At 69.8% G+C, this 23113-nt stretch carries 20 protein-coding genes; 9 read left to right on the top strand and 11 right to left on the bottom strand.

What is annotated here, in order from left to right:
• Nucleotides 1-15 precede the first annotated feature (15 nt).
• The 6 genes from glpR to galU form a co-directional block, all read right to left on the bottom strand.
• On the bottom strand, nt 16-1422 hold the full coding sequence (glpR, locus tag ACFWM2_RS13795; protein WP_383277790.1) for a gephyrin-like molybdotransferase receptor GlpR: 1407 nt from the start codon (nt 1420-1422) through the stop codon (nt 16-18).
• A 208-nt stretch (nt 1423-1630) separates the two neighbouring features.
• On the bottom strand, nt 1631-2272 hold the full coding sequence (locus ACFWM2_RS13790) for a GNAT family N-acetyltransferase (protein ID WP_383277787.1): 642 nt from the start codon (nt 2270-2272) through the stop codon (nt 1631-1633).
• A 26-nt stretch (nt 2273-2298) separates the two neighbouring features.
• Entirely contained in the window at nt 2299-2811 is a 513-nt protein-coding gene (locus tag ACFWM2_RS13785) for a molybdenum cofactor biosynthesis protein B (protein ID WP_383277784.1), read from the bottom strand.
• A complete protein-coding gene (gene moaC, locus ACFWM2_RS13780) occupies nt 2808-3320 on the bottom strand; it encodes a cyclic pyranopterin monophosphate synthase MoaC (protein WP_383277781.1) in 513 nt (170 codons plus the stop codon). Before moaC ends, ACFWM2_RS13785 begins: the two co-directional genes overlap by 4 nt.
• Nucleotides 3321-3502: 182 nt before the next feature.
• On the bottom strand, nt 3503-4825 hold the full coding sequence (glp, locus tag ACFWM2_RS13775) for a gephyrin-like molybdotransferase Glp (protein WP_383277778.1): 1323 nt from the start codon (nt 4823-4825) through the stop codon (nt 3503-3505).
• 4 nt (nt 4826-4829) lie between these two features.
• Nucleotides 4830-5732: a UTP--glucose-1-phosphate uridylyltransferase GalU gene (galU, locus tag ACFWM2_RS13770; RefSeq protein WP_383277775.1), complete on the bottom strand. Its 903-nt coding sequence runs from the start codon at nt 5730-5732 to the stop codon at nt 4830-4832.
• A 132-nt stretch (nt 5733-5864) separates the two neighbouring features.
• Here galU and ACFWM2_RS13765 point away from each other — a divergent pair, with 132 nt between their 5' ends.
• Nucleotides 5865-6440, top strand: a complete 576-nt coding sequence (locus tag ACFWM2_RS13765; protein ID WP_383277772.1) for a 5-formyltetrahydrofolate cyclo-ligase — start codon at nt 5865-5867, stop codon at nt 6438-6440.
• 121 nt (nt 6441-6561) lie between these two features.
• Here the strand turns inward: ACFWM2_RS13765 and ACFWM2_RS13760 are convergent, their stop codons facing one another.
• Nucleotides 6562-9321, bottom strand: a complete 2760-nt coding sequence (locus ACFWM2_RS13760) for a penicillin acylase family protein (protein ID WP_383277770.1) — start codon at nt 9319-9321, stop codon at nt 6562-6564.
• Between the two features lie 235 nt (nt 9322-9556).
• Between ACFWM2_RS13760 and ACFWM2_RS13755 the strand changes: the two genes are divergently transcribed.
• The 6 genes from ACFWM2_RS13755 to mscL all read left to right on the top strand — a co-directional run bounded on the left by ACFWM2_RS13755 (nt 9557) and on the right by mscL (nt 15426).
• A complete protein-coding gene (locus ACFWM2_RS13755; RefSeq protein ID WP_383278318.1) occupies nt 9557-11074 on the top strand; it encodes a potassium/proton antiporter in 1518 nt (505 codons plus the stop codon).
• 270 nt (nt 11075-11344) lie between these two features.
• Nucleotides 11345-12613: an MFS transporter gene (locus tag ACFWM2_RS13750; protein ID WP_383277767.1), complete on the top strand. Its 1269-nt coding sequence runs from the start codon at nt 11345-11347 to the stop codon at nt 12611-12613.
• A 68-nt stretch (nt 12614-12681) separates the two neighbouring features.
• Nucleotides 12682-13020, top strand: coding sequence for an FmdB family zinc ribbon protein (locus tag ACFWM2_RS13745; protein WP_383277764.1), 339 nt, complete (start codon nt 12682-12684; stop codon nt 13018-13020).
• A 76-nt stretch (nt 13021-13096) separates the two neighbouring features.
• Nucleotides 13097-13993: an S-methyl-5'-thioadenosine phosphorylase gene (locus ACFWM2_RS13740; RefSeq protein WP_383277761.1), complete on the top strand. Its 897-nt coding sequence runs from the start codon at nt 13097-13099 to the stop codon at nt 13991-13993.
• Nucleotides 13994-14313: 320 nt separating this feature from the next.
• A complete protein-coding gene (locus tag ACFWM2_RS13735; protein ID WP_383277758.1) occupies nt 14314-14841 on the top strand; it encodes a hypothetical protein in 528 nt (175 codons plus the stop codon).
• Between the two features lie 114 nt (nt 14842-14955).
• Nucleotides 14956-15426 (top strand): large conductance mechanosensitive channel protein MscL, encoded by a 471-nt coding sequence (gene mscL, locus ACFWM2_RS13730; RefSeq protein ID WP_383277755.1) that lies wholly within the window; start codon nt 14956-14958, stop codon nt 15424-15426.
• Nucleotides 15427-15478: 52 nt separating this feature from the next.
• Here mscL and ACFWM2_RS13725 read toward each other — a convergent pair whose 3' ends face one another.
• From ACFWM2_RS13725 to pflB, 4 genes are all read right to left on the bottom strand, one after another.
• A complete protein-coding gene (locus ACFWM2_RS13725; protein ID WP_383277752.1) occupies nt 15479-15667 on the bottom strand; it encodes a hypothetical protein in 189 nt (62 codons plus the stop codon).
• A gap of 40 nt (nt 15668-15707) precedes the next feature.
• Nucleotides 15708-17156 (bottom strand): NarK family nitrate/nitrite MFS transporter, encoded by a 1449-nt coding sequence (locus ACFWM2_RS13720; protein ID WP_383277749.1) that lies wholly within the window; start codon nt 17154-17156, stop codon nt 15708-15710.
• A gap of 66 nt (nt 17157-17222) precedes the next feature.
• Complete coding sequence (gene pflA, locus ACFWM2_RS13715) at nt 17223-18098, bottom strand: pyruvate formate-lyase-activating protein (protein ID WP_383277746.1); 876 nt, start codon at nt 18096-18098, stop codon at nt 17223-17225.
• 9 nt (nt 18099-18107) lie between these two features.
• Nucleotides 18108-20390: a formate C-acetyltransferase gene (gene pflB, locus ACFWM2_RS13710; protein WP_383277743.1), complete on the bottom strand. Its 2283-nt coding sequence runs from the start codon at nt 20388-20390 to the stop codon at nt 18108-18110.
• Between the two features lie 228 nt (nt 20391-20618).
• Between pflB and ACFWM2_RS13705 the strand changes: the two genes are divergently transcribed.
• The gene (locus ACFWM2_RS13705; protein WP_383277740.1) at nt 20619-21848 is read left to right on the top strand and encodes a low temperature requirement protein A; all 1230 of its coding nucleotides are present in this window, start codon (nt 20619-20621) and stop codon (nt 21846-21848) included.
• A gap of 129 nt (nt 21849-21977) precedes the next feature.
• Nucleotides 21978-23006 (top strand): P1 family peptidase, encoded by a 1029-nt coding sequence (locus ACFWM2_RS13700; protein WP_383277737.1) that lies wholly within the window; start codon nt 21978-21980, stop codon nt 23004-23006.
• Nucleotides 23007-23113: the final 107 nt, after the last annotated feature.

Genomic DNA, 23113 nt, shown 5'->3' with positions numbered 1-23113 from the left:
GACCCGCCGGGACCATTACTCGTTGGCCGCCCGCGGCCGATCCCCGTCCTCGTACTGGTCGAAGAGGGGCGTGCGCCCGCGCTCGCGCGCGCGCCGGGCGGACGCGGCGCGACGCGCGTCACATCGACCGTCGTCGTCCGCCGCATCGCCTCCGTCCGCGCCGTCCGCACGCTCCTCCGCAACGGCCTCCGCCTCCGGAGCACTCGGCTCGGCGGCACTGGACCGCGCCGAACTCCACGCGTCGGGCGCACCGAGATCGACACTGGACGTCGCCCGCGGCGCGACGGGCGCGGTCACGTACGTCGGCAGCGGTACCGGAACGGGATCCCAGCTGTCCCCGCGCCCGGGCCGCCGCTGGCGCTCACGCTGCTGGTCGACCCACTCCGCGTGATCGGTCTGCTCGACCAGGGCACGACGGTCGGCCGCGAGTGCCGACAGACCGGGGTCGGCCTCCGGCTCGGGCGAGTCGTCCGGTTCGTCGGTGCCCGGGTCCATGGTCGGCCGCCGCCGAGGCTGCCGCTCGCGCAACCGCTGCGCCGCCGCCTCGGCCCGCTGCCGGTCCATCGTGTACGTGAAGCGCCGGCGCTCCTGGACGCGCAGATAGGCGATGTACGTGCTCAGCAGCGCCGCGGGCGCCGCCGGCGCCCACAGGAACGCGAGCCCGCCGACCGCCGCGACGATCGCGCCGAGCGTGAAGGCGATGAAGAGCATCACGGTCGTACGCCGCCGGCGCGCGAGCACCTTCGTGCGCCGGGCGCGCGCTGCGGCCTCCGCCGAGGACGCCCGCCGCGCCGCCGGCACACCCTTGGCCGCCGGCTTGGGCGAACCCCCGGCGTGCCCCGAAGCAGACGGTGCGGTCGACGAGTTCGACGGCTTGGCGGACTTGCCGGCCTGCTGCGGTACGGACCTGTCGGCCGTCCTGGAACCCGACTGATCGGCTCCACGGGCACCGTGATGGTCGCCCGCCCGCGAAGCGTGTCTGTCGACCGCCCGGGACGCGGGCCGCTCCGTCGCCCGGGAAGCGGGTCTCCCGTACGACTGCGGCGCCTGCTCCCGCTGAGCGCTGGGTTTCACCGGAACCTGCGCTTGCACCTGCTGTCGTTGCTGGGCCTGCGCCTGCGCCCGCTTCTGCGCCGGCGCGTGCGACTCGGTCGGCGGCACGGCGAAGGCCCGGACGTCCACCGAGTCGGTGACGCCGTCCGGTTCGGCGCTGGGCTCCCCCTCGTCGGTGGAGCGCGCCTGCAGGTCCTTGGCGTACCGGCGCTCCATCCCCGCCCGTCCGGACAGCAGCCGGATGGCGGTGCTGAAGCGTTCCGTCGGACGGGCTTCGTTCAGCTCGTCCTGCCTACGGAGCCACATCGGCACCAAGTAGGCGGCCCAGGCCCCGACGATGACTGCGTAGATGAGGCCGCTGCTGCTCACGCCTCACACGGTAGAGGGGTTTGCGTGAGGCCATCTGCCAATTGCGCCGGTGTGTCGCACGATCTGGCTGATATTTCGAGCTTTTTTTGTGACCGATGCGATCAGCAGGCCGCCGGGAGCGCGAATTTAACGCCCCGAGACGATCGCCCACCGATCAATTTCGAACACCTATTTCATTTGTCACAGGCTGCCGACGTATCCGGGCGGCTTAGGCGGAGTTCCGCGGAGCGTTCGGGGAGGAGTCCCCCGGGGTGTTCTGACGGGGTCCCTTCGAGCGTCCGCGCTGCCAGCGGGCGAGCAGCCCCTCCGGCACCTCTTCCGCGGTGAGCGCGAAGACGAGATGGTCGCGCCAGGCTCCGTCGATGTGCAGATAACGCGGCCGAAGTCCTTCCTCGCGGAATCCGAGTTTCTCCACGACTCTGCGGCTCGGCCCGTTCTCGGGGCGAATGCAGACTTCGATGCGGTGCAGACCAACGGTGCGGAAGCAGTGGTCGACCACCAGTGCGACAGACGTCGGCATCACCCCTCGCCCGGCGACCGACTCGTCGACCCAGTAACCGACATGCCCGGAGCACATCGATCCCCAGGTGATGCCCGCGACCGTCAATTGCCCGACCAGCCGCCCCTGGTACTCGATGACGAAGGGCAGCATCCGGCCCGCGTTGGCCTCCGCGCGCAAGTGCCGGACCATCTGCCGGTAGGTCGGCCGGTGCGCGATCGGACCGGCCGGGGTGGGCGGCGGAATCGTCGCCTCCCACGGCCGCAGCCAGTCGCGGTTGCGCCGGTTGACCTCGCGCCACGCCCGCTGGTCGCGCACCTTTATCGGCCTGAGGACGACATCGCCTTCCACCAGCTCGACGGGCCAGGATGGGCTGTTCAGCTCGCACCCCCACCGGCGCCGGGTCTGGGGTGGTCGCCGCCGCGGATCTGGTCGACGGCGTGGACCAGCAGGGGCTCCAGGACGGCGAGACCGTCCTTCACCCCGCCGGTGGAGCCCGGCAGGTTGACGATCAGCGTCCCTCCCGCGACTCCGGCGAGCCCCCGGGACAGTGCCGCCGTCGGCACCTTCTCCCTGCCGAAGGCCCTGATGGACTCGGGAATGCCCGGCACCTCGTGGTCGAGCACGCGCCGGGTGGCCTCGGGGGTCCTGTCGGTGGGCGAGATGCCCGTGCCGCCGGTGGTCACGATGACGTCGTAACCGGCCGCGACACCGGCCCGCAGCGCGGCCTCGACGGGATCCCCGTCGGACACGACCTGCGGACCGTCCACCTCGAAGCCGTACGAGGCGAGCCCTTCGGCGATCAGGGGTCCGCCCTTGTCCGCGTAGACCCCGGCGGCGGCTCGGTTGGAGGCGGTGACGACGAGCGCGCGGTACGGCTGTGCGGTCATGCCCTGCTCCAGTGGCCAGACTTTCCGCCCGTCTTCTCCTCCACGCGTACGTCCGTGATGACCGCCCCCTTGTCGACCGCCTTGACCATGTCGATCACGGTGAGCGCCGCCACGCTGACCGCGGTGAGGGCCTCCATCTCGACCCCCGTACGGTCCGTGGTCTTCACGGTGGCGAGGATCTCGACGGCGTCGTCCGTGACCGACAGATCCAGCTTGACACCCGACACCGACAACGGGTGGCACAGCGGGATCAGATCCGGGGTCCGCTTGGCACCCATGATGCCCGCGATCCGCGCAGTGGCCAGGGCGTCGCCCTTGGGGACCCCCTCGCCGCGCAGCAGCTCGACCACCCGGGGCGACACCAGCACACGGCCGCTGGCGCTGGCGGTGCGCGCGGTCACGTCCTTCCCGGAGACATCGACCATGCGGGCGGCGCCCGCCTCGTCGATGTGCGTCAGTCGGTCCTGCTCAGGGGGTCCGGGGGTGTCCCCCCGGGAAGATACGGTCATCTGCTGTGGCGCTCCCGGTCAGGGCCCGTCGCGGTGCGGCGCGTGGCCTGTTGTGCGCGACACGGTACCGCCAACTCGGACCTCTCAGCGGAGCAGCACCCTCCCGGGACCGGCGGCTCGGCCGAGCAGACCCTCCCAGGACGGGCGGCTCAACCGGAGCAGGCCCTCCCCGGACCGGCCGCTCAGCCGAGCAGGACCACCTCGACCTCGGCACCGGGCTCGACCGAGGTGTCGTCCTCGGGGATCACGATCAGGGCGTCGGCATGCGCGAGCGCCGCGATCAGATGGGAGCCGGCGCCGCCGACGGGCGTCGCCTTCCCCTCCGCGTACGTCCCCCGCAGGAACTGCCGGCGACCCGCGGGCGAGGTCAGCGCCTTGTCCACGCTGAGCGTCGCCCTGGTCGTGGGCCGGTGGACGTCCTTGAGGCCCATCAGCGTGCGGATCGCGGGGCGGACGAACAGTTCGAAGGAGACGTACGACGACACCGGGTTGCCCGGCAGCGCCAGCAGGGGCGTGTGCTCGGGACCGATGGAGCCGAAGCCCTGGGGCTTGCCGGGCTGCATGGCGAGCTTGCGGAAGTCGATGCCGCTGCCCTCCTCGTCCTCGTCGCCCACGGAGGACAGCGCCTCCTTGACGACGTCGTACGCGCCGACGCTGACCCCGCCGGTGGTGACCAGGAGGTCCGCGCGGATGAGCTGGTCCTCGATGGTGGAGCGGAGCGTCTCGGCGTCGTCGGCGACCGCGCCCACGCGATAGGCGATCGCCCCGGCGTCGCGGGCGGCCGCGCACAGGGCGAAGCTGTTGGAGTCGTAGATCTGGCCGCTGCCGAGCGCCTCGTCGGGCTGGACCAGCTCGCTGCCGGTGGACATCACGACCACGCGCGGGCGCGGGCGCACGCGGACCGTGCCGCGGCCGATCGCGGCGAGCAGGCCGATCTGCGGCGGGCCGAGGATCGTGCCGGCCGCCAGCGCCCGGTCGCCGGCCTTCACGTCGCTGCCCTTCGCGCGTACATGCGCGCGTGCCTCTGCGGGGCGGTGGACGTGCACCTGGCCGGAAGCGCCTTCGGGGGCCGCGCTGTGGGCGCGCATCCCGGAGACGGCGCCCTCCCCGAGGCCGCCGTCGGTCCACTCCACGGGGACGACCGCTTCGGCTCCGGGCGGCAACGGCGCGCCGGTCATGATGCGGGCGGCCTCACCGGGACCCACGTACGGCTGCTCGGCCTGGCCCGCCGCCACATCGCCGACGACCGTCAGAACGGCCGGGTACTCCTCGCTCGCGCCCGCGACATCGGCGACCCGGACCGCGTACCCGTCCATCGAGCTGTTGTCGAACGGCGGCAGGGAGACCGGCACCGTGACGTCCTCGACCAGGACGCAGCCCTGGGCGTCGAGGAGTTGCAGCTCGATGGGTTCGAGGGGACGGACGGTCGCGAGGATGTCCTCCAGGTGTTCGGTCACCGACCAGAGGTGGTCCTGGCCGGTGACGTGGGTCGCGGCGCTGCTCAAATTGCTACATCTCCTCGGCTACGTAACTGCGAAGCCAGGTCCGGAAGTCCGGGCCCAGGTCTTCACGTTCGCACGCGAGTCTGACAATGGCACGCAGATAGTCGCCGCGGTCCCCGGTGTCATAGCGGCGGCCCGTGAAGACCACGCCGTGCACCGGGCCGCCGACCTTCTCGTCGGTGGCGAGCTGCTGGAGGGCGTCGGTGAGCTGGATCTCGCCGCCGCGGCCGGGCTCCGTCTTGCGCAGTATGTCGAAGATGTGCGGGTCGAGAACGTAGCGGCCGATGATCGCGTAGTTGCTGGGGGCGTCCGCCGGGTCCGGCTTCTCGACCAGTCCGGTCACCTTCACGAGGTCGTCCTCGCCGGTGGTCTCTACGGCCGCGCAGCCGTAGAGGTAGATCTGCTCGGGCGCGACCTCCATGAGCGCGATGACGCTGCCGCCGTGCTGTTCCTGGACCTGGACCATGCGCGCGAGCAGCGGGTCGCGCGGGTCGATCAGGTCGTCGCCCAGCAGGACGGCGAAGGGCTCGTGGCCGACGTGCGGGGCGGCGCACAGGACGGCGTGTCCGAGGCCCTTGGGGTCGCCCTGGCGCACGTAGTGCATGGTCGCGAGGTCGCTGGACTCCTGGACCTTGGCGAGCCGCCCGGCGTCGCCCTTCTTCTGGAGGGCCGACTCCAACTCGTAGTTGCGGTCGAAGTGGTCCTCCAGGGGGCGCTTGTTGCGGCCCGTGATCATGAGGACGTCGTCGAGCCCCGCGGACACGGCCTCTTCGACCACGTACTGGATCGCCGGCTTGTCGACGACCGGCAGCATCTCTTTGGGAGTGGCTTTGGTGGCCGGCAGGAACCGGGTGCCGAGGCCTGCTGCGGGGATGACAGCCTTGCTGATCCTGGGGTGTGACTCAGTCATGTCCGCAACCATATCCGGTGGCTATGTGCGGAAACTGAGGCTCCGGTTAATTCATTCTCATATGAGCGCATTACGAAAGGTACCGGAGGACCTGTGAGTCACCAGGGACGCGAGGCTGAGCCTGCCAAGCGAATGTTGCGACGAGAGATCCTTTCGGTGAGAAGCCGGTTGACGGCTGATGACGTGCGGGAAACAGCCGGGGCTCTCGCCGCCCGGGCCCTGGAGCTGCCGGAACTGGCGCATGCGCGCACGGTGGCGGCGTACGTGTCCGTGGGGAGTGAGCCGGGCACCCTCGCGCTCCTGGACGCGCTCCACGCACGCGGGGTGCGCGTGCTCCTGCCGGTCCTGATGGCGGACAACGACCTGGACTGGGGGGCGTACGGCGGGGAGGACGCGCTCGTACGCGTCCAACACGGCGGGAAGACCGCCCTCTTGGAGCCGGCGGGCGAGCGGCTCGGGCCGACCGCCGTCCAGGAGGCCGACGCCGTTTTGCTGCCCGGCCTTGCGGCGGACGCGCGCGGGATGCGCCTGGGGCGCGGCGGGGGCTCGTACGACCGCGTACTGGCGCGCCTGGAGCGCGCGGGGGCCGATCCCGCGCTGGTGGTGCTGCTGTACGACACGGAGGTCGTCGAACGGGTTCCCGCCGAGGCGCACGACCGGCCGGTGCACGCGGTGGTGACCCCTGCGGGAGTACGGCGCTTTCGCTGACCGTCTCGCACCGGCCTCCACCGGCGGCCGACGTCACCCTTTGCGCGAAGGGGCCCCTCCACACACATGCGAAGGGCCCTCCACGCACGCGTGGAGGGCCCTTTTCACGATCCGTCCGGTCTCACGGCTTCAGCAGCAACGTGTCACTGGTGCTCTCGTCCACGGCCTTGTCGGAGAAGGACCAGGACAACAGCTCGCCCTTTGCCCACTTGTCCGTCTGGTCGGTGTAGTGGGCGCTGTAGGCGTGCCCGGAGGCGCCGGAGAGGTTGATCCACTTGGACTTGTCGAGGTCACCGAGGTTGACCACCATGCGCATCGACGGGACCCAGACGACTCCGTAGCCGCCCGCCGCGTTCCAGCCGGTCGCGTTGACCGTCGCCTCGCCGCCGCTGAGCTTCCAGGGACCGCGGTTGAGCATGTACTTCACGACGGCGGGACCGTCGGTGCCCAGCGTCTGGTTCTTCAGGAACAGGCGGTGCAGCCGGCCCCAGCTCCAGGTGTCGATGTCCTTGCCGAGCTTGGCGGTCAGCTCCCAGCGGGCGTCCTTCATGGCGCGGGCGAACAGCTGGTCTCGGTTCGTGACCTTCGTGTCGGTGCGCGTCTTGGGCGCCTTCCACCAGTCGTTGTGCTCGTCGTCGACGATCTTGCGGACCACCTCGAACCAGCGGTCGCCACCGTCCGGCTGCGCCTGGTCCGCGTCACGCTGACCGCATTCGCGCACCTTCTGGTCGTCGTCCACGGGGCCGGTGGTGTTGACCGGTTCGACGTACAGGCACTGGCCCTTGACCCGCAGTTCCTTGGGCAGCTTGTTGCCGAAGGCGAGCTTGAGGATGTTGCGCCAGGTCGCGTTGAAGTACGCGGCCGCCGCGGAGTCGGCGTCCTGGGTGTAGTCCCAGCCCTCGAGGAGCTTCTGGGCCTCGCGCACGTTCTTGTCGGCGACGTCGATCTTGAGCAGCTTGGGCACCAGGAGCTTGGCGATCTCGCTGCTGTTGTCGAGCTGCATCTGCCGCATGTCGTCGGTGGAGATCTTGCCGCCGCCGTCGATCTTCGTCTTGATCAGGTCGGTGATGCGCTGGCTGCGCGTGCCGTAGCCCCAGTCCGTGGTCAGCGTGTAGGGGTACTTGTCCTTGTCGACGACGGCCTGGTTGGCGGTCACGATGTAGCCGCGCTCGGGGTCGTACTCGTAGGGCAACGCGGACTGCGGGATGTAGCCGGTCCAGCGGTACTTGGAGTCCCAGCCGGGCGAGGGGAGCGAGCCGTCGCCCTTGCCTCGCGTAGGGATCTTGCCGGGCAGCTGGTACCCGATGTGGCCCTCGGTGTCGGCGTACACCAGGTTCTGCGAGGGCACGTCGAAGGACTGGGAGGCCTTGCGGAACTCGGTCCAGTCGGTGGCCTTGTCCAGCTCGAAGACGGCGTCCATGGAGTTGCCCGGCTGCAGCGCGGTCCAGCGCAGCGAGATGCCGTAGCCGTCTCCGCGGTCGGGCGCCGCGCTGTCGACGGTGGCCTTCTTGCCGACCTTGACCAGTTCGTCGTCGCGGTCGGACAGCAGGGGTCCGTTGTTGGTCTCCCGGACGATGATCGTCTTGCTCTTGGCGCCCGCGATGTTGATCTTTTCCTTGCGGGTCGTGAAGGGCAGCACCTTGTCGTCGTACTGGTAGCCGTCGCCGGTGAGCTTCTCCAGGTAGAGGTCCGTCACGTCGACCCCCGAGTTGGTCATGCCCCAGGCGATGTCCTGGTTGTGACCGATGACCACACCGGGCATCCCCGCGAAGGTGTAACCGGACACGTCGTACTGGCACTTGTCGCTGATGCTGCGGCAGTGCAGCCCCATCTGGTACCAGACCGACGGCAGCGACGCCGACAGGTGCGGGTCGTTGGCGAGCAGCGGCTTGCCGGTGATGGTGTGGTCCCCGGAGACCACCCAGGAGTTGGAGCCGATGCCGTTGCCGTTCACACCGACGGCCGTCGGGACGTCGTCCAGGACGTCGTAGAGGCCCGACAGCTGGCTCTGCAGGCCGTCCGGAGCCGTGGTGTTCCCCGCCAGGCCGGTGCCCGCCGCGGACCCCGTGGAGCCGCCGCTGCCGGTGCCGCCGCCCTGGACGTACGACCTGGTGACGCTGTCGTACTGACCCTCCTGGACGATCGTCTTGTTCCGGCTGTACGGGTATTCCGGGTACAGGTCGGCGATCTGCTTCGGGCCCAGGCGGCTGGTCATCAGGGAGCGGTCGATCTCCTCCTTCATGTTGCCGCGCAGGTCCCACGCCATCGCCTTGAGCCAGGCCACCGAGTCGACCGGGGTCCACTCCTGAGGCTTGTAGTCGTTGGTGAAACCGAGGGCCGCGTACTCCAGGGAGATGTCCGCCCCGTCCTTGCCCTTCAGGTAGGCATTGACCCCCTTGGCGTACGCCTGGAGGTACTTCTTCGTGGCGGCCGACAGCTTGGTGTCGTACTCCTTCTTCGCCACCCGGTCCCAGCCCAGGGTGCGCAGGAATTCGTCGTCCTTGACCTGGCCCTTGCCGAACATCTCGGACAGCCGGCCCGACGTCATGTGACGGCGGACGTCCATCTCGTAGAACCGATCCTGCGCCTGTACGAAGCCCTGCGCCATGAACAGGTCCTCGTCCGAGGAGGCGTAGATCTGCGGGATCCCGTAGCTGTCACGCTTGACGTCGACGGGTCCTGACAGACCGTCGAGCTGGATCGATCCCTTGGTCTGCGGGAAGGAGGCACGGACTGTGCTGATGCTCCAGTACGCGCCGTAGGCGACGCCTCCGACGATGGCCAGAACCAGAACGATCACGAGCAGACGGGCTCTGCGCCCCTTCTTCCTGCCGGACTTGCCGGGCTTTTGGCCGGAAGAGGCGGTGGTGTTGGGGGGCATCGCTGTCCTTGCTGTCCTAACGCGAGCGGCAGGCGGTCCTGGAGTGCTGGAGCAACCATAGGCGCAGGGCCCACCGCGCCTTGACGCGGAGTCGGCAACCCAGAAGTACGTGCGTTCGATCTTGCACCTGGAAGTGTCAAGAAATCGTCAAGAGTTAGGTAAGGTAACGAAGTACTTGAGTTCGTAGTACGTGAGCTCGCGCTTGAAACGCGTGAGCTAAGGAAGGGAACGGCCGCTGACTGTCCACCACCTCAACCAGCTCCTGCTCGTCTGCTCGCTCGTCCTGCTCATCGCGGTGGCAGCGGTTCGCATCTCGTCGCGCAGCGGGCTCCCCAGCCTGCTCGTCTACCTGGGCATCGGCGTCGCCATGGGCCAGGACGGAATCGGCGACATCCACTTCAACAGCGCCGAGTTGACCCAGGTCATCGGGTATGCGGCCCTGGTCGTGATCCTGGCCGAGGGCGGCCTCGCCACGAAGTGGAAAGAGATCAGACCGGCCCTCCCGGCCGCCACCTCACTGGCGCTCGTCGGCGTCGCGGTGAGCGTCGGAGTGACGGCCACGGCCGCCCACTATCTGATCGGGCTGGAGTGGCGGCAGGCGCTCATCATCGGGGCGGTGGTGTCCTCGACGGACGCGGCGGCCGTCTTCTCGGTCCTGCGCAGAATCCCCCTCCCCACGCGCGTGACGGGCGTTCTGGAGGCCGAGTCGGGCTTCAACGACGCTCCGGTGGTCATCCTGGTCGTCGCGTTCTCCACGGCGGGCCCGGTGGAGCACTGGTACGCGCTGCTGGGCGAAATAGCCCTGGAGCTGGCCATCGGCGCCGCCATCGGCCTCGCGGTGGGCTGGCTCGGCTCATGGGGACTGCGGCACGTGGCCCTGCCGGCGTCGGGCCTCTACCCGATCGCGGTCATGGCCATCGCGGTCACGGCGTACGCGGCCGGGGCGCTCGCCCACGGCAGCGGCTTCCTCGCCGTCTATCTCGCGTCCATGCTGCTCGGCAACGCAAAGCTGCCGCACTGGCCCGCCACGCGCGGCTTCGCGGAGGGCCTCGGCTGGATCGCCCAGATCGGCATGTTCGTGCTGCTCGGACTGCTGGTGACACCGCACGAGATGGGCGACGACATCTGGCCCGCGCTGGTCATAGGCCTGGTGCTGACCATGGTGGCGCGGCCGCTGAGCGTCGTCCTCAGCCTGATGCCGTTCCGGCTGCCCTGGCAGGAGCAGACGCTGATGTCCTGGGCCGGGCTGCGCGGCGCCGTGCCCATCATCCTGGCGACCATCCCGATGGTGAGCGGCATCCAGGAGAGCCGCCGGATCTTCAACATCGTCTTCGTGCTGGTCGTCGTCTACACGCTCATCCAGGGGCCCACACTCCCCTGGCTGGCCCGCAAGCTGCGGCTGGGCGCCTCCGCGGGGCCCGCCGACCTGGGGATCGAATCGGCGCCCCTGGAGCGGCTGCGCGGGCATCTGCTGTCCGTGGCGATCCCCAAGGGGTCACGGATGCACGGCGTCGAGATCAACGAGCTGAGGCTGCCTCCCGGGGCCGCCGTGACGCTGGTGGTGCGCGAGGGCACGTCCTTCGTGCCGCTGCCCACGACCGTGCTGCGGCTCGGCGACGAGCTGCTCGTGGTCGCCACCGACCCGGTCCGGGACGCGGCCGAACAGCGGCTGCGCGCGGTGGGACAGGGCGGCAAGCTGGCCGGCTGGCTGGGCACGGCGGCCAACGGGACGGAACACCAAACGCGACATTAAGGGGCGATGCGCATTCGCAGGCGAACGACGCCACGGTGCTCGTTTTCACAGGCGCCCCTTGCCTTCACCCCTGTACGATGAAGGCATACTTTGATCGAACCAACTTTGCTTGATCGAACCAACTCTGCCTGACGCAGAGCTGGCGCGACCGTATGGCGGCCGTGACGCCCTCCCGCAGTGGGCGCCGGTATCTACCGCAGTTCCGCGCAAGAGGACAGCTCTCGGCACCCCCGCACGGGCGCGCTACCAGGCGGCAGAAAGGCACGGGCCGTGGCATCCACGGTCACCTCCCGCCCGGGATACGGACAGCTGCTGCGCACCCGCGGCGCCTGGACGTTCCTGCTTCCCGGCTTCGCCGCGCGACAGCCGTTCGCGATGCTCACCATCTCCATCGTGCTCCTCGTCCAGCACACCACCGGCTCTTACGGGGCCGCGGGCGCAGTCGCGGCCGCCACCGGCGTCTCCATGGCGCTGTTCGCGCCCTACAGCGGGCGGCTCGCCGACCGCTACGGGCAGCGCACCGTCCTGCTGCCCGGCGTCCTCGTGCACACCCTGGCCGGTCTCTCCCTGACGGCACTCGCGCTGACCGGGGCCCCCTTGTGGGCCCTTTTCGTGGCGGCCGTCCCGACCGGCGCCTCGGTGCCGCAGATCGGCCCCATGGTGCGCGCCCGCTGGGGCGTGAAGCTCCAGGACTCGCCCCTGATGACCACCGCGGCCGCCTTCGAGTCCGTCACGGACGAGCTGACCTTCGTACTCGGCCCGCTGCTGGCGACCGCCCTGTGCACCGCCCTGGACCCGACCGCGGGCCTGCTGACCGAGTCCGCGCTGACCCTGATCGGCGGACTGCTGTTCGCGGCGCAGAAGAGCACTCAGCCCGCCGTCGCCCCGTCCGGCGCGGGGCACGCACGCGTGGAGCGCGTTTCCGCGCTGAGCGTCCCCGGGGTGCGCGTGCTGATGGTGACCTTCCTGGGCATCGGCTCCGTCTTCGGCGGCATGCAGGTCTCGCTCGCCGCGTTCAGCGAGTCGATCGGCGAGCCCGGCCTGAACGGCGTCCTCTACGGGATCTTCGCCGCGGGCAACATGCTCTCCGGCATCGTCTGCGGCGCCGTCGCCTGGAAGGTGGCTCCGCAGCGGCGCCTCGTCCTGGGATACGCGGCTCTCGCGCTGACCGCCTCCGGTCTGTGGGCCGCCCACTCGGTGGTCGTCCTCGCCGGCATCGGACTCCTCGTCGGCATGTGCATCGCGCCCGCCCTGATCACCGGCTACACGCTCGTCGACAGCCTGGTGCCGGCGAATGCCCGGACCGAGGCCTTCACCTGGCTGACCGGTGCGGTCGCGCTCGGCCAGGCAGCGGCCGTCACGGTCGCCGGACAGCTGGAGGACCGCCTCTGGGACGGCGCCGGATTCCTGGTGCCGTTGGCCGGTACGGCACTGGCTCTGGTGACCCTCGTGGCCCTGCGTTCACACCTCGCGCCGCGCTCGCGCAGCCGCACGGTGGCACGTGGCGTCGGTCACCGCACGCCGGTGACGGTGGACTGATCCCGAGGAATACGTCACTATGGACCGTCGTTAGCACTCACTGAGTGAGAGTGCCAGGAGGAAGACAAGTGCCGACCTACCAGTACCAGTGCACCGAGTGTGGCGAGGGCCTCGAGGCGGTGCAGAAGTTCACCGATAATGCTCTGACCGAGTGCCCCAGCTGTGAGGGACGCCTGAAGAAGGTGTTCTCCGCGGTCGGCATTGTCTTCAAGGGCTCCGGCTTCTACCGCAATGACAGCCGCGGTTCGTCGTCGAGCGCCAGCCCGGCCTCGACCACGAAGACGGGCTCGTCATCCGACTCGAAGTCGACGTCCTCGTCGGAGTCGAAGTCGTCGTCGTCGGACTCGAAGTCGTCGTCGAGCAGCTCGTCGAGCGGCTCCTCCTCGGCCGGCAGCACCGCCGCGTAAGGCTTTTCCTGCGAGACCCTGTCGTCCTCTGACGGCGGGGTCTTCGGCGTTTCCCGCCCCGGCTAGGGTGCGGGTCATGGCGAACACGGAGAACGCACAGAGCCCGGCGGGTGCGGTGGCCCCGGGGCAGGCCCCGTCGTCGGTCACGGCCGAGATCGGGGTCATCGGCGGATCGGGTTTCTATTCCTTCCTCGACGACGTGACCGAGGTACAGGTCGACACCCCCTACGGGCCACCCAGCGACTCCCTCTTCCTCGGTGAGATCGCCGGCCGGCGAGTCGCCTTCCTCCCCCGCCACGGCCGCGGCCACCATCTGCCGCCGCACCGCATCAACTACCGCGCCAACCTCTGGGCACTGCGCTCCGTGGGCGTACGCCAGGTGCTCGGCCCCTGCGCGGTCGGCGGCCTGCGCCCCGAGTACGGCCCCGGGACCCTGCTCGTACCGGATCAGCTGGTCGACCGTACGAAGGCCCGGACGCAGACCTACTTCGACGGACTGCCGCTGCCCGGCGGCGATGTACCGAACGTCGTCCATGTGTCGCTGGCCGACCCGTACTGCCCCACCGGTCGCGCGGCCGCGCTGAAGGCGGCGCGCGGTCGGGACTGGGAACCGGTGGACGGCGGCACCCTGGTGGTCATAGAAGGGCCGCGGTTCTCGACCCGGGCCGAATCCCTCTGGCACCAGGCGCAGGGCTGGTCGGTGGTCGGCATGACCGGTCACCCCGAGGCCGCGCTCGCCCGTGAACTGGAGCTCTGCTACTCGTCGATGACCCTGGTCACCGACCTCGACGCGGGCGCCGAGACCGGCGAGGGCGTCTCGCACGAGGACGTACTGAAGGTGTTCGCGGCGAACGTGGACCGGCTGCGCGGTGTCCTCTTCGACGCGGTCGCCGCCCTGCCCCCGAACGATGCGCGGGACTGCCTGTGCACGACGGCACTGGGCGGGATGGATCCGGGGTTCACGCTGCCGTAGGGGTGGCGACCGGGTACTGGGGGCCGGCCGGGGTCGGGTGCCGACCTGGGCCGGGTGCGTCGGGGGCCGACTGGGGTCAGATGCCGTCGGGTGCCGACCGGGGTCAGGTGCCGTCGGGTGCCGACCGGGGTCAGGTGCCGTCGGGTGCCGACCGGGGTCAGGTGCCGTCGGGTGCCGACCGGGGTCGACGGAACGGAACGTCCCGTTCGGGTGAGGGAGTTGTCCACAACCCGTCGGTCGTCCACCGGCTCCGACGGGCTTCGCCACGAGGCCTCATCGTGGGATCGCAAGCCGATCTCTCGTGGCAGGTGGTGGCACCCATGGCTCAGCTCTCCCCTCTGGTACGCCCGTTGGGCACGGACGCACCGCCCACGTGCGAGGTCCCGCATTTCGCCCCCGTGCGGGTGCGGACCGGCAGGCTGCCGTTGCGACGTCTGTTACGGCATCGAAGGCGGGCCGTGGCGGCGGGCCTGGCGGTGACGGCTGCCGCGCTCGTCGCGGCGGGCCCCCGTGACGCCGGCCGGGCACGCGAGCGTCCGACGGCCGCCTCCCCTCCTTCCGCCACGCCCGTACGTGAGCGGCGCGCGGTCGAGATGGTGACGGCACCGGTGCGGATCGCCGACGGAGCCACGGTGCGGCTGTTGCAGCCGGGCGACCGGGTGGACGTGGTCGCGGCGGACAACGGCGGCGCGGCGCGAGTGGTCGCGGCCGGGGTGCGGGTGACCGATGTGCCGGACGTCGGTGCCACCGAGACCGGGGCACTGGTCGTGCTGTCTGTCCCACGGTCGGCCGCGGCACAGCTGGCCGGGGCCGGCGCCACCTCACGGCTGGCGGTGACCCTGTGCTGAGCGACGAAGGGATGTCAAGTCCCTCGATCGAGGGACCCAATTGGACAGGTCCGGCACGCCCTGACGTAGGTTGCGGAGCTGTTTGTTCCACAACTTGTGCAGAGGGGCCTCTTGGTGATCGAGAAGAAGGAGCCGAGCATCTGGGAGGGCTTCAAGGCCTTTCTGATGCGTGGAAACGTCGTCGATCTGGCAGTCGCGGTAGTCATCGGCGCGGCCTTCACCAACATCGTCAGTTCAGTGGTGAAGGGAGTCATCAACCCCCTGGTGGGCGCGATCGGCACGAAGAACCTCGACAGCTACCACTCCTGCCTCAAAGCCCCCTGTTCCGGCAGTGGCGACACCGCGACGGGTATCACGATCATGTGGGGCTCGGTGCTGGGCGCCGCCCTCACCTTCGTGATCACCGCGGCCGTCGTGTACTTCCTGATGGTCCTGCCGATGTCCAAGTACCTGGCCCGGCAGGAGGCCCGCCGCAAGGCGAAGGAGGGCACTCAGGAGGTGCTGGAGGTGAGCGAGCTGGAGGTGCTCAAGGAGATCCGCGACGCTCTGGTGGCCCAGCGCGGCTCCGGGCACAACGAGCCCTAGCAGCGCGCGTACGCCGGGCCGGGCGGGCATGGACCCGTCCGGCCGGACACGCTCAGATGTGGTGGGGCGGCTTCTCGTCGAGGAACCGCTTCAGGTCGGCCGCGCTGTCGCTGTCGGCGCCGGGCCGCTCGCCCCACCCACGGTCCGTGTCGTCCGAGGACTGCTGGCTCAACGGGTCGTCGAAGACCAGCGCCGGCTTCGGATCGCGCGGTTCGGGGGCGGGGGCGGGGGTGGTACTCATGTGTCCAGGGTACGCCGAGGGGGTCGTGGACCGGCCCGGCTCAACTGGGCGCCTCGGCGCCGGGGCGGGCGTAGAACCACCAGCAGACGACGAGGCACGTGGCGTAGAAGCCGATGAACAGCCACAGCGCGCTGGTGACGGAGATGTTGGCGAACATCGCGGGGATGAAGAAGAACCCGTAGGCAGCGATCGCGGCGGAGAAGCCGCTGACCGCTCCGGCCTCCATCTCGGCCTGCTTGAGCGCGGCTTGCTGCGCCTGCGGGCCCTGGTCCGCCGCGTTCTTCAGGTGCTGGTCCCGAAAGATCACCGGGATCTGGCGGAAGGTCGAGCCGTTGCCGACGCCGGAGAAGGCGAACGCGCACAGGAAACCGACGTAGAAGGCCCAGAAGCTGCCCTGCTCGGCGCCGGACGGCAGCGCGTTGATCACCACGACCAGCGAGGCGGCCATGCCGACGAAGGACACCAGGGTCACCCGGGCGCCGCCGATCTTGTCGGAGAGCCAGCCGCCGGCCCAGCGCATGAGGGCGCCGATGAAGGGGCCGATCCAGGCGTAGGTGGTGGCCTGGTAGCCCTGGTCGGCGAAGTTGTTCTTGATCAGCATCGGCAGAGCGGCGGCGAAGCCGATGAACGAGCCGAAGGTGCCGACGTAGAGCCAGGTCATGAGCCAGTTGTGCTTGCGCTTGAAGATGATCTTCTGCTGGCTGAAGGGGGCGGCGGCGACCTTCAGGTCGTTCATGAAGAACCAGGCGAGCAGCGCCATGATCACCAGGAGCGGCACCCACAGGAACGCGCCGTTCTGCAGCCAGACGTCGGTGTTCTTTACGGTGTCGCGCTGCGGCCCGCCCGCCGGGGCGCCGAGGACGGCCGCCGTGACGACCAGCGGGGCGACCAGCTGGACCACGGAGACACCGAGGTTGCCGAGTCCGCCGTTGAGGCCGTTGGCGCTGCCCTTCTCCCGCTTGGGGAAGAAGAAGCCGATGTTCGCCATGGACGACGAGAAGTTGGCGCCGCCGATGCCGCAGGTGGCGGCGATCAGTGCCAGTTCCCAGTACGGGGTTCCGGTGTCCTGGAGCGCGAAGCCCAGCCAGAGCATCGGGGCGATCAGGATGAGCGTGGAGAACGCGGTGAACTTCCGCTCGCCGAAGATCGGCCCGATGAACGTGTAGAGCACGCGGAACGTCCCGCCGGTGATGCCGGGTATGGCGGTCAGCCAGAACAGCTGGGACGTGGAGAGGCCGAAGCCGACATCGTTGAGGCGGACCGCGGTGACGGACCACACCTGCCAGACGACGAAGCCGAGCATGAGCGCCGGGACGGATATCCACAGGTTGCGGTTGGCGACCTTGCGCCCGACGGACTGCCAGAAGGAGTCGTCCTCCGGCCGCCACTCGTCGATCGTCGACCCGGGCCGGTAGGTGTCCTTCCCGGAGGCGGTGGGCGCGGCGGGCGTGGACGTGCGGGTGGGGCCGCCGTAGGGGGACGGGCTCATGGAGTCACCGTAGGAAGGGCTCGGTCCGGTTGCCTGTCCTGTAGGCCGTTCGAGTGTCATTGGGTCTTACACCGCCTTCAGGCCATGGGCCGTGAAGATGTCCTTTGCCATGACTGTCTGCTCCGGAGTCGGGGACGGGGTGTCGCGCAGGGAGAAGGGCATGCCGAGGGCCTGCCACTTGGCCTCGCCCAGCTTGTGGAAGGGCAGCACGTCGACGCGCGAGACGATGCCGAGCGAGGCGGCGAAGGCGGCGACGCCCTCGATGTTCGCGGGGTCGTCCGTGAGCCCCGGTACGAGCACGAAGCGGATGTGCGTCTCCTTCCCGAGGCCGGCCAGGCGGTGGGCGAAGTCGAGGGTCGGCCGGAGGGGCCGCCCGGTGACCTTCTTGTAGGTCTCGCGGTCCCAGGACTTGATGTCGAGCAGGACCAGGTCGACGTCGCGCAGCAGGGCGTCGGTGGCGCGTACGCCGAGGAAGCCGGAGGTGTCGAGGGCGGTGTGCAGGCCCAGTTCGTGTCGGAAGCGGTGCAGCAGTTCGCCCGCGAAGACCGGCTGCAGAAGGGGTTCGCCGCCACTGACGGTGGCACCACCGCCCGCGGCCGCGATGAAGCGCGTGTACTTGCGGGCCTCGCCGATCACGTTGTCGGCCGCCGTCCGCCTGCCGCTGCGCATCCGCCAGGTGTCGGGGTTGTGGCAGTACAGGCAGGTCAGCGGGCAGCCGGCGAGGAAGGTGACGAAGCGGGTGCCGGGGCCGTCGACACCGGTCGACAGATCCCAGGAGTGGACGGAGCCCTCGACGGGGCGGCGGGTGGCCGCGGCGGCGGGGGTGGCCGCAGCCGTGGCGGCAGGAGCCGCGGAACCGGTACGGCTATGTCGGTCGGCCGGTGCCGCTTCCGGGACCGGGGCGGGCGCCGCGGCCGGAGTGGGCTGGAGCAGGGCAGTCATCGGGACCTCTCAGAGGGCGCCGTGGAAGGTGCGGTTGATGACGTCGAGCTGTTGCTCACGCGTGAGGCGGACGAAGTTGACCGCGTAGCCCGAGACCCGAATGGTCAACTGCGGGTAGTTCTGCGGCTGTTCCATGGCATCCTGGAGGGTCGCCTTGTCGAGGACGTTGACGTTCATGTGGAAGCCGTCACTGGCCATGAAGCCGTCGAGGACGCCGGCGAGGTTGGCGATCCGCTCCTCGGCGGTGCGGCCGAGCGCGTCCGGAGTGATGGTGTTGGTCAGCGAGATGCCGTCCTCCGCGTCGTCGTACGGAAGCTTGGCGACGGAGAGGGCCGAGGCGATGTAGCCGTGCTCGTCACGGCCGTTCATGGGGTTGGCACCGGGGGCGAAGGGGGCGCCGGAGCGGCGGCCGTCGGGGGTGTTGCCGGTCTTCTTGCCGTAGACGACGTTCGAGGTGATGGTCAGCACCGACTGGGTGTGCACGGCGTCGCGGTAGGTGGGGTGCCGGCGGACCTTCTCCATGAAGTGGTGGACGATCCACTGGGCGAGGGAGTCGGCGCGGTCGTCGTTGTTGCCGTAGGCCGGGTAGGTGCCCTCGGTCTCGTAGTCGACGGCGAGGCCCGTCTCGTCCCGGATCACCCTCACGCGCGCGTGCTTGACGGCGGAGAGGGAGTCCGCGGCGACCGACAGACCCGCGATGCCGCACGCCATGGTGCGCAGGATCTCCCGGTCGTGGAGGGCCATTTCGATGCGCTCGTACGCGTACTTGTCGTGCATGTAGTGGATGACGTTGAGCGCGTGGACGTACGTCTTGGCGAGCCAGCCGAGCATGGCGTCGTACCGGGCGAGGACGTCGTCGTAGTCGAGGTATTCGCCGGTGAAGGGCTCGAAGCCGTCGACGACGGTCTTGCCGGACTTCTCGTCGCGCCCGCCGTTGATGGCGTACAGGAGGGCCTTGGCGACGTTCACCCGGGCGCCGAAGAACTGCATCTGCCTGCCGACGGCCATCGCGGAGACACAACAGGCGACGGCAGTGTCGTCCCCGTACTTGGGGCGCATCAGGTCGTCGGACTCGAACTGGAGGGCGCTGGTGTCGATGGCGACCTGGGCGGCGTACGCCTTGAAGGCCTCGGGCAGCCGCTGGGACCAGAAGACGGTGAGGTTGGGCTCGGGGGCGGGGCCGAGGTTGTAGAGGGTGCGCAGGGCGCGGAAGGTGGTGCGGGTGACCAGCGCGCGCCCGTCCTCGCCGATGCCGGCCATGGACCAGGTGACCCAGGTGGGGTCGCCGGAGTAGAGCTCGTTGTACTCGGGGGTGCGCAGGAAGCGGACGATGCGGAGCTTGATGACGAAGTCGTCGATGAGCTCCTGCGCGGCGGACTCGGTGAGCCGGCCCGCCTCGATGTCCCGCTGGAGGTAGATGTCGAGGAAGGCGTCGACGCGGCCGAGGGACATGGCCGCGCCGTTCTGCTCCTTCACGGCGGCGAGGTAGGCGAAGTACAGCCACTGGACCGCCTCGCGGCCGGTGGTGGCGGGCCCGGAGATGTCGTGGCCGTAGGAGCGGGCCATGGACTTGAGTTCGGCGAGGGCCCGGATCTGCTCACAGACTTCCTCGCGTTCCTGGATGACCTGCGCGCTGGGCCACTCGGCGTCGAGCTCGGCCTTGTCGGCCCGTTTGGCCTCGATGAGGCGGTCGACGCCGTAGAGGGCGACCCGGCGGTAGTCACCGATGATGCGGCCACGGCCGTAGGCGTCGGGCAGGCCGGTGATGATGCCGGAGGACCGGCAGGCGCGGATTTCCGGGGTGTAGGCGTCGAAGACACCGTCGTTGTGGGTCTTGCGGAGGTGGGTGTAGATGTCGCGGACGCCGGGGTCGGCCTCGTACCCATAGGAGTTCAGGGCGGTCTCGACCATGCGCCAGCCTCCGTTGGGCATGATGGCGCGCTTGAGCGGGGCGTCGGTCTGGAGGCCGACGATGACGTCGAGGTTCGGGTCGATGTAGCCGGGCGCGAAGGCGTCGATGCGGGACGGGGTGGACACGTCGACGTCGTGAATGCCGCGCTCGATCTCGGCCGGGAACATGGCGAGGAGCTTGTTCCAGACCTTGGCGGTGCGCTCGGTGGGGGCGGCGAGGAACGTACCGTCGCCCTCGTAGGGGGTGTAGTTGCGCTGGATGAAGTCGCGGACGTCGATGGCGTCCCGCCACAGCCCGCCCTTGAAACCGTCCCAGGCCGCCCCGTGGACCGTCGGGTCCGCCGTGGCTCCGGCCGTCTTTTCCGCAGGAGTGGCAGTCATCGCGCGCACCTTCCGCTTCGCTCGGTCGCTACGCCTCCATTGCACGCCCGCGAGGAGGTCACGAGCGGCCGCATTGGTCCCCGATCGGAGACCGGAGGTCCTTCGTCCCGGCGGGCGCGGCGCTCCTTATCTCATCTGACCTGGACTTTTCTTCGGGACTTTGGACCCAAGTCCGCTTGTGAACGTATTCACAAGAATTTCCGGAGCTTTTCTGCTGTGCTTGGCTCCATGACGACCAGTTCCGCTTCCGCTTCCGAATCCGCGCCGGAGCCGCGGCCGGCCGACCGTGGGCCGCTGCGCCCCATGACCGCTCGCGGCCGTGGCGAGGCACACCGGGTCGCGTCGCCGCTGGAGCTCTTCTTCGACCTGTGTTTCGTCGTGGCCATCGCCCAGGCCGGCATTCAGCTGGTGCACGCGATCACCGAAGGGCACTCGGGCGAGGGCATCCTGAACTACGCGATGATCTTCTTCGCGATCTGGTGGGCCTGGATGAACTTCACCTGGTTCGCCTCGGCGTACGACAACGACGACGCCCTCTACCGCGTCGTGACGCTGGTGCAGATCGCCGGCGTGCTCGTGCTCGCGGCCGGAGTCTCGCGGGCGTTCGACGACCACGACTTCGTGGTCGTCTGGCTCGGCTACGCGATCATGCGGTTCGCGATGATCGCCCAGTGGCTGCGCGCCGCGCGGTCCGCCGAGGGCCCCGAGAGAACGACGGCACTGCGGTACGCCGGCGGTGTGCTGTTGTGCCAGATCGGCTGGCTGGGTCTGCTGGTTCTGCCCGAGCACGGGCGGCCGTGGGTGTTCCTGGTGATGGCGATCGCCGAACTGTGCGTCCCCCTGTATGCGGAGAAGGACACGACCACGCCCTGGCATCCGCATCACATCTCCGAGCGGTACGGCCTGTTCACGATCATCGTGCTGGGCGAGACGATCGCCGCGGCCACAGTCGCCGTGAAGTCGGGCGTGGACGAGAACGACGCGCTGGGCGAGCTGCTGCCGATCGCCGCGGGCGGGTTGCTGATCGTGTTCGCCGCCTGGTGGATCTACTTCGTGGTGCCGATCCACGGGCATCTGCGGTCCAACGGGCAGGCGTTCCTGTGGGGTTACGGCCACTACCTGATCTTCGCTTCGGCAGCCGCGATCGGTGCGGGACTCGAAGTCGCCGTGGAACAGGCGGTCGGGAAGGCGCATCTCTCAACGCTCGCCGCGTCCGCGGCGGTGACGCTGCCGACAGCCCTGTACTTCCTGACCGTGTGGGTGCTGCACTCGCGCCACTTCAAGGTGGGCATCAGTCAGCAGCTCGTCCTGCCGACAGCGGCCCTGCTGGTCATCCTGTGCACGTTCCTGGGTGACTGGGCGGTCCTGACGGCGGGCATCGTGTCAGCACTGGCGGTGGCCCTCGGGGTGACCCTGACGTCGCGGATGGTCCGGCGGGAGAAGACGCGGGCCCAGTGACGCGGGGCCCCCGCGTGGCGGGAGCTGTCCGGCGCCGGAATGATCCGGCGCTGGTCCTGTCTGGCGCGAGACCCGCGTGGCTGGGAGCTTTCCGGCGCGGGATCCGTCCGGCGTGGGAAAACTGGGCCCATGACTGTTGACGCTCTGACCGATGTCGCCGGCCTGCGGGTGGGACACGCGACATGTATCGGCGACGGATGGCTCACCGGCACCACTGTCGTGCTCGCCTCGCCGGGTGGTGCGACCGCGGCCGTCGACGTGCGCGGGGGCGGACCCGGCACCAAGGAGACGGATGCGCTGGATCCACGCGCCCTGGTGCAGAAGGTCGAGGCGATCGTCCTGACCGGCGGCAGCGCCTACGGGCTGGACTCGGCGTCGGGAGTGATGGCCTGGCTGGAGGAGCGGCGGCGTGGGGTCCGCGTGGGAGCCGACCCGGCGCACGTGGTGCCCGTCGTACCCGCTGCCTGTGTCTTCGACCTGGGGCGCGGTGGCGACTTCCGCGCGCGCCCCGACGCGGCCACCGGCCGGACCGCGGTCGAGGCGGCTGACGCGAGCAGGCCGGGCGCTCCGGTGCCCGAGGGATGTGTGGGCGCCGGCACGGGCGCGGTGGTCGAACAGATCAAGGGCGGAGTCGGCACCGCGAGCGCCGTACTCGACTCCGGCGTCACCGTTGCCGCGCTGGTGGTGGCCAACGCGGCGGGTTCGGTCGTCGAGCCGGAGACAGGGGCGCTGTACGGGGAGTTGCTGCTCGGTCGTACGACGTACCCGTCGGCCGAGGCACACGAGGCAGCCCAGCAGCACTTGGCCGAACTCGCCGCGAAGAACGCCCCTCCCCCGCTGCACACCACACTCGCCGTCGTCGCCACCGACGCCGATCTCACCCGCGCGCAGGCGCAGAAGCTCGCGGGAACAGCGCACGACGGCATCGCGCGCGCCGTACGTCCGGTGCACCTGCTCAATGACGGCGACACGGTGTTCGCGCTCGCCACGGGCGACCGGCCGCTCGCCCCCGGGAACCCCCTCGCGCTCAACGAGATCCTCGCCGCGGGCGCCGATGCCGTGACGCGGGCGATCGTACGGGCGGTACGGGCGGCCGAGTCGGTGGACGGGCCGGGCGGGGCGTGGCCCGCCTACTCGGAGCTGTACGGGCGGCGGTAGGCAGAGCCGTTGGGGTCAACCCACGAGGGATGCCATCCGGTAGACAGGGGGCGGATCGTGCGGTCGTCGGGGAGGGCGGCGGCGTACGGCAGTTGGTGGGTGGGTGA

This window comes from Streptomyces sp. NPDC058371 (genome assembly GCF_042723265.1).
Taxonomy (GTDB): Bacteria; Actinomycetota; Actinomycetes; order Streptomycetales; family Streptomycetaceae; genus Streptomyces.
The sequence above is the reverse complement of the archived record's forward strand: the minus strand, read 5'-3'. Positions and strand labels throughout refer to the sequence as shown.

What these genes read in the sequence shown, in the direction of transcription:
- ACFWM2_RS13785 (WP_383277784.1), bottom strand. Translation starts at nt 2,811, where the DNA reads ATGACCGCACAGCCGTACCGCGCGCTCGTCGTCACCGCCTCCAACCGA.
- moaC (WP_383277781.1), bottom strand. Translation starts at nt 3,320, where the DNA reads ATGACCGTATCTTCCCGGGGGGACACCCCCGGACCCCCTGAGCAGGAC.
- galU (WP_383277775.1), bottom strand. Translation starts at nt 5,732, where the DNA reads ATGACTGAGTCACACCCCAGGATCAGCAAGGCTGTCATCCCCGCAGCA.
- ACFWM2_RS13765 (WP_383277772.1), top strand. Translation starts at nt 5,865, where the DNA reads ATGTTGCGACGAGAGATCCTTTCGGTGAGAAGCCGGTTGACGGCTGAT.
- ACFWM2_RS13760 (WP_383277770.1), bottom strand. Translation starts at nt 9,321, where the DNA reads ATGCCCCCCAACACCACCGCCTCTTCCGGCCAAAAGCCCGGCAAGTCC.
- ACFWM2_RS13740 (WP_383277761.1), top strand. Translation starts at nt 13,097, where the DNA reads ATGGCGAACACGGAGAACGCACAGAGCCCGGCGGGTGCGGTGGCCCCG.
- ACFWM2_RS13735 (WP_383277758.1), top strand. Translation starts at nt 14,314, where the DNA reads ATGGCTCAGCTCTCCCCTCTGGTACGCCCGTTGGGCACGGACGCACCG.
- ACFWM2_RS13725 (WP_383277752.1), bottom strand. Translation starts at nt 15,667, where the DNA reads ATGAGTACCACCCCCGCCCCCGCCCCCGAACCGCGCGATCCGAAGCCG.
- ACFWM2_RS13720 (WP_383277749.1), bottom strand. Translation starts at nt 17,156, where the DNA reads ATGAGCCCGTCCCCCTACGGCGGCCCCACCCGCACGTCCACGCCCGCC.
- pflA (WP_383277746.1), bottom strand. Translation starts at nt 18,098, where the DNA reads ATGACTGCCCTGCTCCAGCCCACTCCGGCCGCGGCGCCCGCCCCGGTC.
- pflB (WP_383277743.1), bottom strand. Translation starts at nt 20,390, where the DNA reads ATGACTGCCACTCCTGCGGAAAAGACGGCCGGAGCCACGGCGGACCCG.
- ACFWM2_RS13705 (WP_383277740.1), top strand. Translation starts at nt 20,619, where the DNA reads ATGACGACCAGTTCCGCTTCCGCTTCCGAATCCGCGCCGGAGCCGCGG.
- ACFWM2_RS13700 (WP_383277737.1), top strand. Translation starts at nt 21,978, where the DNA reads ATGACTGTTGACGCTCTGACCGATGTCGCCGGCCTGCGGGTGGGACAC.